General features: G+C 71.8%; 12 protein-coding genes. 6 read left to right on the top strand and 6 right to left on the bottom strand.

Annotated features, from left to right (window positions below):
- The first annotated feature begins 21 nt into the window (after positions 1-21).
- The 6 genes from ACYF6T_RS30175 (at position 22) to ACYF6T_RS30150 (ending at position 5,369) form a co-directional block, all read left to right on the top strand.
- The gene (locus ACYF6T_RS30175) at positions 22-1,833 is read left to right on the top strand and encodes a phosphatidylglycerol lysyltransferase domain-containing protein (protein ID WP_461700403.1); all 1,812 of its coding nucleotides are present in this window, start codon (positions 22-24) and stop codon (positions 1,831-1,833) included.
- Positions 1,834-1,942: 109 nt separating this feature from the next.
- The gene (gene folP, locus ACYF6T_RS30170; protein ID WP_461700402.1) at positions 1,943-2,992 is read left to right on the top strand and encodes a dihydropteroate synthase; all 1,050 of its coding nucleotides are present in this window, start codon (positions 1,943-1,945) and stop codon (positions 2,990-2,992) included.
- A complete protein-coding gene (locus ACYF6T_RS30165; protein WP_461700400.1) occupies positions 2,989-3,492 on the top strand; it encodes a nuclear transport factor 2 family protein in 504 nt (167 codons plus the stop codon). The genes folP and ACYF6T_RS30165 overlap by 4 nt, the downstream gene beginning before the upstream one ends.
- 350 nt (positions 3,493-3,842) lie before the next feature.
- Complete coding sequence (folB, locus tag ACYF6T_RS30160) at positions 3,843-4,202, top strand: dihydroneopterin aldolase (RefSeq protein WP_461700399.1); 360 nt, start codon at positions 3,843-3,845, stop codon at positions 4,200-4,202.
- A complete protein-coding gene (gene folK, locus ACYF6T_RS30155; protein ID WP_461700397.1) occupies positions 4,199-4,810 on the top strand; it encodes a 2-amino-4-hydroxy-6-hydroxymethyldihydropteridine diphosphokinase in 612 nt (203 codons plus the stop codon). The genes folB and folK overlap by 4 nt, the downstream gene beginning before the upstream one ends.
- Before the next feature lie 67 nt (positions 4,811-4,877).
- Complete coding sequence (locus tag ACYF6T_RS30150) at positions 4,878-5,369, top strand: DUF3180 domain-containing protein (RefSeq protein WP_461700396.1); 492 nt, start codon at positions 4,878-4,880, stop codon at positions 5,367-5,369.
- A 42-nt stretch (positions 5,370-5,411) separates the two neighbouring features.
- Here ACYF6T_RS30150 and folE read toward each other — a convergent pair whose 3' ends face one another.
- From folE to dacB, 6 genes are all read right to left on the bottom strand, one after another.
- The gene (gene folE, locus ACYF6T_RS30145; protein WP_461700395.1) at positions 5,412-6,017 is read right to left on the bottom strand and encodes a GTP cyclohydrolase I FolE; all 606 of its coding nucleotides are present in this window, start codon (positions 6,015-6,017) and stop codon (positions 5,412-5,414) included.
- 121 nt (positions 6,018-6,138) lie between these two features.
- Positions 6,139-8,178: an ATP-dependent zinc metalloprotease FtsH gene (gene ftsH, locus ACYF6T_RS30140; protein ID WP_461700394.1), complete on the bottom strand. Its 2,040-nt coding sequence runs from the start codon at positions 8,176-8,178 to the stop codon at positions 6,139-6,141.
- Between the two features lie 206 nt (positions 8,179-8,384).
- Positions 8,385-8,945 (bottom strand): hypoxanthine phosphoribosyltransferase, encoded by a 561-nt coding sequence (gene hpt, locus ACYF6T_RS30135; protein ID WP_058924027.1) that lies wholly within the window; start codon positions 8,943-8,945, stop codon positions 8,385-8,387.
- A gap of 50 nt (positions 8,946-8,995) precedes the next feature.
- Positions 8,996-10,183, bottom strand: a complete 1,188-nt coding sequence (gene tilS, locus ACYF6T_RS30130; protein WP_461700393.1) for a tRNA lysidine(34) synthetase TilS — start codon at positions 10,181-10,183, stop codon at positions 8,996-8,998.
- 193 nt (positions 10,184-10,376) lie between these two features.
- Positions 10,377-11,501, bottom strand: a complete 1,125-nt coding sequence (locus ACYF6T_RS30125; RefSeq protein WP_461700392.1) for a zinc-dependent metalloprotease — start codon at positions 11,499-11,501, stop codon at positions 10,377-10,379.
- 89 nt (positions 11,502-11,590) lie between these two features.
- Positions 11,591-13,249: a D-alanyl-D-alanine carboxypeptidase/D-alanyl-D-alanine endopeptidase gene (gene dacB, locus ACYF6T_RS30120; RefSeq protein ID WP_461700391.1), complete on the bottom strand. Its 1,659-nt coding sequence runs from the start codon at positions 13,247-13,249 to the stop codon at positions 11,591-11,593.
- Positions 13,250-13,318: the final 69 nt, after the last annotated feature.

Raw genomic sequence — 13,318 nt, 5'->3', positions numbered from 1 at the left:
TCTGTCAGGACAGATGAGGAAATGTCGGGCGGGGTTCCGACCCGATCACGCACAGAGCGGCGCGTGCTCCGTGGTCCGCGCCCCGAGGCCGTCCCCGTCCTCGTCGGCCGGGCCTGCGCCCTCGTGGGCGTACTGGATGTCGCCGCGGGCGTCTTCCCGCGCTTCCGTCACAGCCGTATGCACTCCCTCGCCGAGGTGCTGCCCGGCGCGTTCGGCCCGTTCGCGGCGGCGCTCTCGCTCAGCGCCGGCGTGCTGTTGCTGCTGCTCGCGCACGGCCTCAAGCGCGGCAAGCGCCGGGCCTGGCGGGCCGCGGTGGCGCTGCTGCCGGCGGGTGCGGTGGCGCAGTACACGTACCGCCACTCGCTGATCGGCGTGCTCATCTCCCTGGCGCTGCTCGCGCCCCTGGTGCGCCACCGCGACCAGTTCAGGGCGCTGCCCGACCCGCGCAGCCGCTGGCGGGCGCTCGCCAACTTCGTCCTCATGGGCGCCGGTTCCCTCGTCCTCGGCCTGATCATCGTCAGCGTCCACCCCAAGCGCATGGTCGGCGACCCGAGCCTGGCCGACCGCATCACGCACGTCCTGTACGGCCTGGTCGGCTTCGAGGGCCCGGTCGACTACCAGGGCGACACCTCCTGGACCGTGGCGTTCTCGCTCGGCGCCCTCGGGTTGCTCACCGCGGTCACCACCATCTACCTCGCCTTCCGGCCCGAACACCCGGCGGCACGGCTGACGGAGGAGGACGAGGCACGCCTGCGCGCGCTGCTGGAGAAGCACGGCGGCCGCGACTCCCTCGGGCACTTCGCGCTGCGCCGCGACAAGGCGGTCGTCTTCTCGCCCAGCGGCAAGGCCGCGGTGACCTACCGGGTCGTCTCCGGAGTGATGCTCGCCAGCGGCGACCCCATCGGGGACGTCGAGGCCTGGCCGGGCGCCATCGAGCGCTTCATGGACGAGGCCAGGGCGCACTCCTGGACGCCGGCCGTCATGGGCTGCTCGGAGACGGGCGGCGAGGTGTGGACCCGCGAGACCGGCCTCGACGCCCTCGAACTGGGCGACGAGGCGGTGGTGGACGTCGCGGATTTCTCCCTCGCCGGCCGCGCGATGCGCAATGTGCGCCAGATGGTCAAGCGCATCGAGCGCGCCGGTTACGAAACCCGCGTACGACGCGTGCGTGATCTCGGCGAGACGGAGCTGGAGCGCATCCGGCAGGCCGCCGAGGACTGGCGCGGCACCGACACCGAGCGCGGCTTCTCCATGGCGCTGGGCCGCGTCGGCGACCCGGCCGACGGCGACTGCCTGATCGCCACCGCCCACAAGGCGGACGCCGAACCGGGCCCCTACGGCGACCTGAAGGCGATCCTGCACTTCGTGCCGTGGGGCCGCGACGGCGCCTCCCTGGACCTGATGCGCCGCGACCGCTCGGCCGACCCCGGCATGAACGAGCTGCTCATCGTCGCCGCCCTCCAGGCGGCACCGAAATTCGGCATCACGCGCGTGTCGCTCAACTTCGCCATGTTCCGCTCGGCGCTGGCGCGCGGCGAGAAGATCGGCGCGGGACCGGTGCTGCGCGCCTGGCGCGGGCTGCTGGTGTTCCTCTCGCGCTGGTTCCAGATCGAGTCCCTGTACAAGTTCAACGCCAAGTTCCAGCCCCGCTGGGAGCCCCGCTTCGTGGTCTACCGGGCCTCGGCCGACCTGCCGCGCATCGGCTTCGCCGCCATGCAGGCGGAGGGCTTCGTCAACCTCGCGCTGCCCCTGCCGCGCTTCCTGCGCCGCCGGACGACCTCGGCACGCGCGTGTGCCCACTCGGTGGCCGAAAGAGGCGTGCGCGCCGCCTGACCGCCACCGCACCGGGACTGGCCCGAACGGGAGCCCCGCCCCTCCAGCCCGGGGGCCTCCGTTCGGGCCGCGGCGGCTTTCGGCCTGTCCCGGGGCCTACGCTGAACGTATGAGCAAGCAGAGCGGACGCGGGCGCGTCGCGGGCCTACCGGAATGGGACCGCTGCGCGGTCATGGGAGTCGTGAACGTCACCCCCGATTCCTTCTCCGACGGCGGCCGCTTCTTCGACACCACGGCGGCCGTCAAGCACGGCCTCGACCTGGTCGCCGAGGGCGCGGACCTGGTCGACGTCGGCGGCGAGTCCACCCGTCCCGGCGCCACCCGCGTGGACGAGGCCGAGGAGCTCAAGCGCGTCATCCCGGTCGTCCGGGGCCTGGCCTCCGAGGGCGTCACCGTCTCCGTCGACACCATGCGCGCCTCCGTCGCCGAACGCTCCCTCGCGGCCGGCGCCGTCCTCGTCAACGACGTCAGCGGCGGCCTCGCCGACCCCGCCATGATCCCCGTCGTCGCGGACGCCGGCGCCCCCTTCGTCGTCATGCACTGGCGCGGCTTCCTGGAGGGCGGCAACGTCCGGGGCGTGTACGACGACGTCGTCACCGAAGTCGTCGACGAACTCCACGCGCGCGTGGAGGCCGTCCTGGCCGGCGGCATCGCCCCCGACCGCATCGTCGTCGACCCCGGTCTCGGCTTCTCCAAGGACGCCGAACACGACCTCGTCCTCCTCGCCCATCTCGACCGGCTGCTCGGCCTCGGCCGCCCGCTGCTCGTCGCGGCCTCCCGCAAGCGGTTCCTGGGGCGCGTGCTCGCCGGTCCCGAGGGCGCGCCACCGCCCGCGCGGGAGCGCGACGCCGCCACGGCCGCCGTGTCGGCGCTCGCGGCGCACGCCGGCGCGTGGGCGGTGCGCGTGCACGAGGTGCGCGCGACGGCGGACGCGGTACGGGTCGCGCGCGCCGTGGAAGGGGCGCGCACGGTGAGCGACGCGCCCGGCTTGCGCGAGACGCGCCGGGCGCACGAGGCGGGCTCCACGCTGGGCGCTGAGGCTCCGCGCGGGGCGCGCGCAGCGGCGGACGCGCCGGGCGGGAACACCGCACGCGGAGCGCGAGCAACAGACACCCGCCCGGCGCACTCCGTGCACGACGGCGCAGAAGGAGACCGGTGAGCGCCCCCCACACCGACGTCGAGCAGGTGGAAGCCGCCAACACCGCCTTCTACGACGCGCTCGAACGCGGCGACTTCGAAGAGCTCTCCTCGCTCTGGCTCACCCCGGCCGACCTCGGCGTGGACGAGGAGTACCACGATCCGGCCGACGTCGGCGTGGTCTCCTGCGTGCACCCCGGCTGGCCCGTGCTCACCGGCCGCGGCGAGGTCCTCAGGTCGTACGCGCTGATCATGGCGAACACCGACTACATCCAGTTCTTCCTCACCGACGTGCACGTCTCCGTCACCGGCGACACCGCCCTGGTCACCTGCACCGAGAACATCCTCAGCGGCGGCCCCGCCCCCGAGCGCGGCGAGGAGCTCGGCCCGCTCGTGGGCCAGCTGGTGGTCGCCACGAACGTGTTCCGGCGCACCCCGGACGGCTGGAAACTCTGGTCCCATCACGCCTCACCCGTCCTGACCGAAAACGACGAGGACGAGGACGAGGAGACCCCCTCCTGAGGGGTAGGCGCCCCTGAGGGGTAGCCGCCTCCCAGGGGGTGGGCGCCCCTGAGGGGTGGCCGCCCCTGGCGGGGCAGGCGGCCCGCCGAAGCCACCCGCGGGCACGCACAGGCACCCACCGGGACCAACAAGTGGTTGGAATCACGACCGCCTGGGTATGGGCGGCTACCAACCCGTGAGCCGCCGGGTTCCCCAGGGGAAACTCCGTGTGAAACCTCCTGGCCCCGGCACCCGCCCGCGCCCCCGTGGCCCGGTCGTGTCAGTGCTCGCAGGTAGATTCGTTCGAGGCCGGTGTGCCGCCCGCACACGGCAGTGACCGGCCGTCACCGACGATTGCAGGAGTGATTCGCGTGGATCGTGTCGCGCTGCGCGGCCTGAAGGCCCGCGGGCACCACGGTGTGTTCCCCAAGGAGCGCGAGGAGGGCCAGACCTTCATCGTGGACCTCGTCCTTGGCCTGGACACCCGGCCGGCCGCTGCCGACGACGACCTGGCGAAGACCGTGCACTACGGCATCGTGGCGGAGGAGGTCGTGGCCGTCGTCCAGGGCGAGCCCGTCAACCTCATCGAGACCCTCGCCGAGCGCATCGCCCAGGCGTGCCTGAAGCACGACGGGGTCCAGGAGGTCGAGGTCCGCGTTCACAAACCGGACGCCCCGATCACGGTCCCCTTCGACGACGTGACCGTCACCATCACCCGGAGCCGAGTATGACCGCGTTCTTCGCCGAAGGTCACAGCGACCCGACCGTACAGCCGGTACCCGCCTCCGTCGTGCAGCAGGTGGACGCCGCCGACACGACGCTGCACAACCCCAAACGCGCCGTGATCTCCCTCGGCGCGAACCTCGGCAACCGCCTGGAGACCCTCCAGGGCGCCATCGACGCGCTGGAGGACACGCCCGGCGTACGCGTCAAGGCCGTGTCGCCCGTCTACGAGACGGAGCCGTGGGGCGTGGAGCCGGGCAGCCAGCCCGCGTACTTCAACGCGGTCGTGGTCCTCAAGACCACCCTCCCCCCGTCGTCCCTGCTGGAGCGGGCGCACGCGGTCGAGGAGGCCTTCCACCGGGTGCGGGACGAGCGCTGGGGCGCGCGCACCCTCGACGTCGACATCGTCGCCTACGACGGCGTCGTCTCCGACGATCCGCTGCTGACCCTCCCCCACCCGCGCGCCCATGAACGGGCCTTCGTGCTGGCGCCCTGGTACGACGTCGACCCCGAGGCCCGGCTGCCCGGCCGGGGCACGGTGGCCGACCTGCTCGACACCGTCACCCGGGAAGGCGTGGCGCCCCGCAAGGACCTGGAACTCCACCTGCCCGAGTAGTCGTTAAGGTCAAGACGACCACAGTCCGCGGGACGGCCCGAGGACCCGGGGGAGCTGAAGGGACACCGTGAGAGAGCTGCGCATCAGGGTGCTGGCGGGCGTGTTCGTCGTGGCCGGCGTCCTGTCCTGGGCGGGCGCCCGCCTCTGGAACTCGATCGGGACCCTGCCCAGCGTCCCCCTGGCCGCCCCCATCGTCCTCGCCCTGATCGCGGTGGTCCTGATGGCCACGGCGCTCTCCATCCGCGCCCGCCTGCGGGCCCAGCGCGAGCGCCGCCCCGAGGCCAAGGGCGTCGACCCGCTGATGGCGGCCCGCGCGGTCGTCTTCGGGCAGGCCAGCGCACTGGTGGCGGCCCTGGTCGCCGGCATGTACGGCGGCACGGGCGTCTTCCTGCTGGAACTCCTCGACATCCCCGCCCGCCGCGACCAGGCCATCTACGCCGGCTTCTCGGTCGTGGCGGGCATCGCCGTCATAGCGGCCGCCCTCTTCCTGGAACGCGTCTGCAAGCTGCCGGAGGACGACGAACGGAACAACGGCAACGGCGCCACGTCGACCGCCTGAACCCCGTAAGGCCGACCGCCAAACGCCGTAAGGCGTCAGGCGTCAGCGCGCCATAATGAGGCTCATCGCCTCGTTGCGCGTGGCCGCGTCCCGCAGCTGGCCGCGCACGGCCGACGTGATGGTCTTCGCGCCGGGCTTGCGGATGCCGCGCATGGACATGCACATGTGCTCGCACTCCACGACCACGATGACGCCGCGCGGCTCCAGGATGTTCATCAGGGAGTCCGCGATCTGCGTGGTGAGACGTTCCTGCACCTGCGGCCGCCGGGCGTAGACGTCCACGAGACGGGCCAGCTTGGACAGGCCGGTGATCTTGCCCGAGGTCGCCGGAATGTACCCGACGTGCGCGACGCCCCGGAACGGCACGAGGTGATGCTCGCAGGTCGAGTACACCTCGATGTCCTTGACCAGCACCATCTCGTCGTGCCCCAGGTCGAACGTGGTCGTCAGCACGTCCTCGGGCTTCTGCCACAGGCCGGCGAAGATCTCCCTGTACGCCCGCGCCACCCGCGCCGGCGTCTCCCGGAGGCCCTCGCGGTCCGGGTCCTCGCCGACCGCTATCAGGAGTTCGCGCACGGCGTTCTCGGCGCGCTTCTCGTCGAATTCGCCGATGGGGCCCTCGCCGTCCAGCGTCACGGGGTCGGTCATGTGGTGCCTCGTTCCTCGGTGTGGTGCAGGGCCATGCAAAAAAAGTGCCGCGCCCCCCCAGGCTAGAACCAGGGGGGCGCGGCAATCATTCCGGGCCTGGTGAGGGCGCCGGGGAGCCGGGTCAGCTCTCGGGGCGCTCCTCGGGAGCCGGCTCGGCCGCCGGGGCGTGCTCCGTCGCCGTGGACTTGGCGGTGGAGATCGCCGGCGTCGCGCCGTTGGCACCGTTGGTCAGCGCGAGCTCCTTGGGGGAGAGCACCGGCGGGCGGGTGGACGGCGTGCGGCGGGAGGAACCGGTCCAGGCGGGACGCGGCGGGCGCTTGACGATGGGGGCGAAGATCTCGGCGATCTCCTCCTTGCCCAGCGTCTCCTTCTCCAGCAGCTTCAGCACCAGGTTGTCGAGGACGTCGCGGTTCTCGACCAGGATCTCCCAGGCCTCGTTGTGCGCGTTCTCGATGAGCTTCTTGACTTCCTCGTCCACCAGCGCGGCGACCTCTTCCGAGTAGTCGCGCTGGTGGGCCATCTCCCGTCCGAGGAAGGGCTCGGTGTTGTCGCCGCCGAACTTGATGGCGCCGAGCCGCTCAGTCATGCCGTACTGCGTGACCATCGCGCGGGCCGTGGCGGTGGCCTTCTCGATGTCGTTCGCGGCGCCGGTGGTCGGGTCGTGGAAGACCAGTTCCTCGGCCGCCCGGCCGCCCAGCATGTAGGCGAGCTGGTCGAGCATCTCGTTGCGCGTGGTCGAGTACTTGTCCTCGTCCGGGAGCACCATCGTGTAGCCCAGCGCGCGGCCGCGGCTCAGGATCGTGATCTTGTGGACGGGATCGGAGTTCGGGGAGGCCGCCGCGACCAGGGCGTGTCCGCCCTCGTGGTACGCGGTGATCTTCTTCTCCTTGTCCGACATGATCCGGGTCCGCTTCTGCGGGCCCGCCACCACGCGGTCGATGGCCTCGTCCAGCATGGCGTTGTCGATCAGCTTGCGGTCGCTGCGGGCGGTGAGCAGCGCGGCCTCGTTGAGGACGTTGCTCAGGTCCGCGCCGGTGAAGCCCGGCGTGCGGCGGGCGACGGCCGCGAGGTCGACGTCCGGGGCGACCGGCTTGCCCTTCTGGTGGACCTTGAGGATCTCCAGACGGCCCTGCAGGTCCGGCGGGTCGACGGCGATCTGCCGGTCGAAGCGGCCGGGGCGCAGCAGCGCCGGGTCGAGGATGTCGGGGCGGTTCGTGGCGGCGATGAGGATCACACCGCCCTTGACGTCGAAGCCGTCCATCTCGACGAGCAGCTGGTTCAGCGTCTGCTCGCGCTCGTCGTGACCACCGCCGAGGCCGGCGCCGCGGTGGCGGCCGACCGCGTCGATCTCGTCGACGAAGACGATCGCCGGGGCGTTCGCCTTGGCCTGCTCGAACAGGTCGCGGACCCGGGAGGCACCGACACCGACGAACATCTCGACGAAGTCGGAACCGGAGATCGAGTAGAAGGGGACGCCCGCCTCGCCGGCCACGGCGCGCGCGAGCAGGGTCTTGCCGGTACCCGGGCGGCCGTAGAGGAGCACGCCCTTGGGGATCTTGGCGCCGACGGCCTGGAACTTCGCCGGTTCCTGGAGGAACTCCTTGATCTCCTGGAGCTCCTCGACGGCCTCGTCACAGCCCGCGACGTCCGAGAACGTCGTCTTCGGGGTGTCCTTGGTGATGAGCTTGGCCTTCGACTTGCCGAAGTTCATCACCCGGGAGCCGCCGCCCTGCATCTGGTTCATCAGGAACAGGAAGACGACCACGATCAGGACGAAGGGGAGCAGGGAGAGCAGGATGCCGAGGAACGGGTTCTGCTTGGACGGCGACACGGTGTAGCCGTCGGGGATCTGCTTGTTCTGGTACTTGGTCTGCAGCGTGTTGGCGATGGTCACGCCCTGGTCGCCGATGTAGCTCGCCTGGATCTTCGAGCTGCCCTCGACCTTCTCGCCGTCCTTGAGCTGGACCTTGATGGTCTGCTCGTCACCGGTGGTCAGCTTGGCCGATTCCACCCTGTTGGCGTTGATCGCTGCGACGACCTGGCCGGTGTCCACCGTCTTGTAGCCGCCGGACGAACCGACGACCTGCATCAACACGACCACGGCAAGGACGGCCAGCACGATCCACATGACCGGCCCACGGAAGTATCGCTTCACGTCCATCCATACGGAGCGGTGCCGCCCCGTCCCTCCTGCCATAGTGAGTTTGATAAGACAGTTCTTCTGACGGTACCCCAGCATTGTGGCCCGAAGCCGCACGGAGGCGCTCGGACGGCTGGCAATCCCGTCTCTGTTTGCTCCAACGGCGCGAAACCCGCCGGGGTTCCCGATCGTCCTACAAAGACGGCCCGCTTGGCTCAGGAGCCGTCTCAGCCGCCGTAGACGTGGGGCGCGAGCGTACCGACGAACGGGAGGTTGCGGTACTTCTCGGCGTAGTCGAGGCCGTAGCCGACGACGAACTCGTTGGGGATGTCGAAGCCGACCCACTCGACGTCGATGGCGACCTTGGCGGCGTCCGGCTTGCGCAGCAGGGTGCAGATCTTCAGGGACTCCGGCTCGCGGGAGCCGAGGTTGTTGATCAGCCAGGACAGCGTCAGGCCGGAGTCGATGATGTCCTCGACGATCAGGACGTGCTTGCCCTTGATGTCGGTGTCGAGGTCCTTGAGGATGCGCACCACGCCGGAGGACTGGGTGCCCGCGCCGTACGACGACACGGCCATCCAGTCCATCGTGACGGGGGTGGACAGCGCCCGGGCGAGGTCCGCCATGACCATCACCGCGCCCTTGAGGACGCCGACGATGAGCAGGTCCTTGCCCGCGTACTCCGCGTCGATCTTCGCGGCCAGCTCGGCCAGCTTCGCGTCGATCTCTTCCTTGGTGATGAGCACCTGCTGGAGGTCGGCACCCATGTCTTTCGCGTCCACCCGCATCACTTTCGGTCGTCCCACCGGCCGCCCGGCCCCCCGCAGGGGGCAGGGATTCAGCCTTGCCGAATCACCAGTCTGCCACCCTGCCGCTGGGCGACGACTTTGCCGGGCAGGTTGATGACCCCCTGGCCGCGCCAGCCGGTGATCAGCCGGTCGACCTCCTCGATGTGGCGGGCGAACAGCGAACCGGCGGGTGCCCCGGCCTCGATGGCGGCGCGGCGCAGGATGCGGCGGCGCACGGCGGGCGGCAGGGCGTAGAGCTTGGCGCACTCCAGCAGTCCGGCGGCGTCGCGGACGGCGGACTCGGCCTGGCCGGCCCAGGCGTCCAGGGCGTCGGCGTCGTCGCGGGAGAGCTGGGCCGTACGGGCGAGGGCCTCGACGACGCCCTTGCCGAGCGCCTTCTCCAGGGCGGGCAGACCCTCGTGGCGCAGCCGGGACCTGGTGTAGGCCGGGTCGGTGTTGTGGGGGTCGTCCCACACCGGCAGCGACTGGACCATGCAGGCCTTGCGGGCGGTCTGGCGGTCGAGCGCGAGGAAGGGGCGGCGGTAACGGCCGCCGGCCCCCGAGACCGCGGCCATTCCGGACAGGGAGCGGATGCCGGAGCCGCGGGCGAGGCCGAGCAGGACGGTTTCGGCCTGGTCGTCGCGGGTGTGGCCGAGGAGGATCGCGGCGGCGCCGTGGCGTACGGCGGCGGCGTCCAGGGCGGCGTAGCGGGCGTCGCGGGCGGCGGCTTCGGGGCCGCCCTCGCGGCCGACGGTCACGGCGACGGACTCAACGGGCGCGAGGCCCAGTTCGGTCAGGCGCAGGACGACCTCGTCGGCGCGCAGGTCGGAGCCGGGCTGGAGTCCGTGGTCGACGGTGACGCCGCCGGCGCGGATGCCGAGTTTGGGGGCCTCGAACGCGAGCGCGGAGGCGAGGGCCATCGAGTCGGCGCCGCCGGAGCACGCCACGAGCACGAGCGGCGACGGCGGGCGCTCGTGCGGGGTTCGTCCGGCGGACGTCAGGTCGTCGGAGGCCCGGTCGACAGACGCCCGGTCGGCGGGCCCCTGGTCGGCGAAGAGCCGATCGGCAGGCGCCGGCCCGGAGGGCGTGCGCCCGGCGGAGACCTGCTCGGCCGAGACCTGCCCGGCCGAGAGCTGCCGGGCGGAGACCTGCTGGGCGGAGGTCTGGTCGTTGAGGATGTCGTGGAGGACGCGGCGGACCGCCAGGCGTATCGCCGCGACCGCAGGATGGGGACCCATGTCCGGTTCCCTTCATGAAGTTGTCGGGGGGTGAACCCGAAGCTCGGTCACTCAGAGTGTGTAGATGGTGACAGAAGCGGGCCGTTCCCCGAGCATTGCACGCCTACCCATGGCTCACGGTCCCTCGGACGGGTGATTGAAGGGGCGTTCACCTGCCGTCGGCCGGATTGTGTTCACGACCCCTCCACGGGGTTCACGACTCGCTCTTGCGGTGCACCCGCGCGACCCAGTCCGCCGGTTTGGCGATCTCCGCCTTGGTCGGCAGGGTGTTCGGCGAGGTCCACACCCGATTGAAGCCGTCCATGCCGACCTGGTCGACGACGGCGCGCACGAACCGCTCGCCGTCCCGGTACTGCCTGAGTTTGGCGTCCAAACCCAGCAGCTTGCGCAGGGCCATGTCCAGCCTGGAGGCACCCTTCGCGCGGCGCTGCTGGAACTTCTCGCGGATCTCGGAGACGGTCGGTACGACGTCTGGACCCACTCCGTCCATCACGAAGTCGGCGTGTCCCTCCAGCAAGGACATCACGGCGGTCAGCCGGCCGAGGATCTCCCGCTGGGCCGGCGTCTGCACGATCTCCACGAAGGAGCGGCCGCCGTCCTCCTCCTCGCCCTCCGGGCGCCCGCCGGCGAGGGACTGGGCGGCCTCCCGGATGCGCTCCAGCACGGTCATTGGGTCGACATCCGTCTCTCCCAGGAACGACTGGATTTCGCCCTCGAGGTGGTCGCGCAGCCAGGGCACAGCGGTGAACTGCGTGCGGTGCGTCTCCTCGTGCAGGCACACCCACAGGCGGAAGTCGTGGGGCTGTACGTCGAGTTCGCGCTCCACGTGGACGATGTTCGGGGCGACGAGCAGGAGGCGGCCGCCGCCGTTCTCGCCGGCGGGCAGTTCGCGCGTGGCCGGGGCGAAGGTCTCGTACTGGCCGAGGACGCGGGAGGCGAGGAACGACAGCAGCATGCCGAGTTCGACGCCGGTGACCTTGCCGCCGACGGCGCCGAGGACCGCGCCGCCGGGGGTGTTGCTGCGCCGCTCCTGCATCTTGTCGAGCAGCGGTTTGAGGATCTCCCGGAAACCGGCGACGTTCGCCCGCACCCAGCCGGGGCGGTCGACGACCAGGACCGGGGTGTCGTGGGTCTCCTCCGTGCCCATCCGGGTGAAGCCGCGGACGTGTTCCTCGGAGGACTTGGCGTGCCGGCGCAGTTCCGCGACGACCGCTCGGGCCTCGTCGCGGCTCACGTCGGGGCCCGGCCGTACGAGCCGGGTCGCGGTCGCCACCGCGAGATTCCAGTCGACCATCTCGGCACCACCGATGCTCGTCATGCGTCAACCGTACGTGAGCGTTCCCGCTTGGGGCAGGCCGCGGAGTGCGGCAGGGGCGCCGGCGGTGTCAAGGGCTGCGCCCGCGGGTGTCACCGGCAGCCGCACCCCGCCAGTGCCGTCGCCGTCCTGTCCAGGGCCGACTGGGCCGCTGCCGCGCTCGACGTGTCGGAGGCCAGGAAGGCGAAGGCCAGCAGGCGGCCGTCCGCGTCCACGACCGTTCCCGCCAGGGTGTTGACGCCGGTCAGGGTGCCCGTCTTGGCGCGTACGACCCCTGCCGCGCTGTCCGTCGTGTAGCGCGAGGTGAGGGTGCCGGTGAAGCCGGCGACGGGGAGGCCGGTCAGGACGGGACGCAGTTCGGGGTGGGCGGCGGCGCCGGCCTCGACCAGCAGGGCCGTGAGCAGGTCGGCCGTCAGTCTGTCGGCGCGGTCGAGACCGCTGCCGTCGTGGAAGACGGCGCCCTTGAGGGGCAGGCCGAGCTTCTTCAGCTCACCGGCGATCGCGCTCGCGCCGCCGTCGAAGTCGGCCCGCTTCCCCGTCGCGACCGCCGTCTGCCGGGCCAGCGCCTCGGCGATGTCGTTGTCGCTGTTGGTCAGCATGCGCTCGACCACCGAGGACAGCGGCGGCGAGGAGACGGTGGCCAGGGTCTCGGCGCGGGTCGTGGCCTTGAAGGGGCTGGGGGAGGTCGTGGTGATGCCGTGGGAGGCGAGGAACTCCCCGAAGGTGCGGGTCGCTTCGGCCGCCGGGTCGCTCACACGGGTGGCCGGGCCGCTCGTGGAGTCGTCGGTGCGGCCCTCGTCGGCCATGAGGGCGCTGACGGGCGCGAGATTGTCGTTGACGCCGATGGGGTGCAGCTCGCTGCCGGCGTAGAGGGTGGTGTCGTAGGAGAGCGTCACCTCGTCGAGGCCGCGCTTCTTCAGGGCGGTGGCCGTGGCGGCGGCCAGGTCGCGCAGGCTCGCCCAGCCGTCGGCGTCCTTGCGGGCGGTCAGGGTGGGGTCGCCGCCGCCGACCAGGACGACCTCCCGGGTGCCGGGTTCCAGTGCGGCACGGGTGGTGAGGCGGTGGTCGGGGCCCAGCGCGGACAGCGCGGCGACGGCGGTGGCGATCTTGGTGGTGGAGGCGGGGGTGAGCGACTCGTCGGCTCCGGTGGCGTACAGGCGCTTGCCGGTGGCCACGTCGACGACCACGCCCGCGTGCCGGTCGCCGAGCGCCGCGTCGCCCAGCAGGGGCCCCAGGACGTCCGCGTACGACCGCCCGGCCGGCGCCGACTTCACGGTGCTCGCGGAGCCGCCCAGGCCGACGAGGACGGAGGCGGCGCTGGGCGCGGGCCTGGGGGCCCCGGCCGCCGTACCGCCCGAATCGGACGTATCGGAATTACGGCCGTGATCTGCGCCACCCGTACGCTCCAGGGCGACTGCGCGGTCCCGCTCGGCCGTACGCTGACCGTTGGCGTCCCAGGGGCCGGCGGCGGTCACCGCTCCGGCGGCCAGCGCCAGCCCGGCGGTCGCCGCTCCCGCGGTGTACCGCCAGGTCCTGACGGACTGCGGACGGCGAGGTCGTACCGGCATCGCGAGCCGTGGCCGCACGGCCCGCCCCAGCCGCGCGACCCGCGGTCCGGCGGTCGCCGCGACCCGTGCCAGACGGGGCCGGACGGCGTCGGCGGCCCGCGCCAGACGGGGGCGTACGGCGTCGACGGCCCGCGCCAGACGCGGTCCGGCGGCCCGCCAAGGCCTCAGCTCGGGCACGACCACCAGCCCCTTTCGCGATCACACACCTGCGTGAGGGACACTTAACCACCAGAACTATGTGCTGATCATGGA

This window comes from Streptomyces sp. 7R007 (assembly GCF_054850255.1).
The sequence above is the reverse complement of the archived record's forward strand: the minus strand, read 5'-3'. Positions and strand labels throughout refer to the sequence as shown.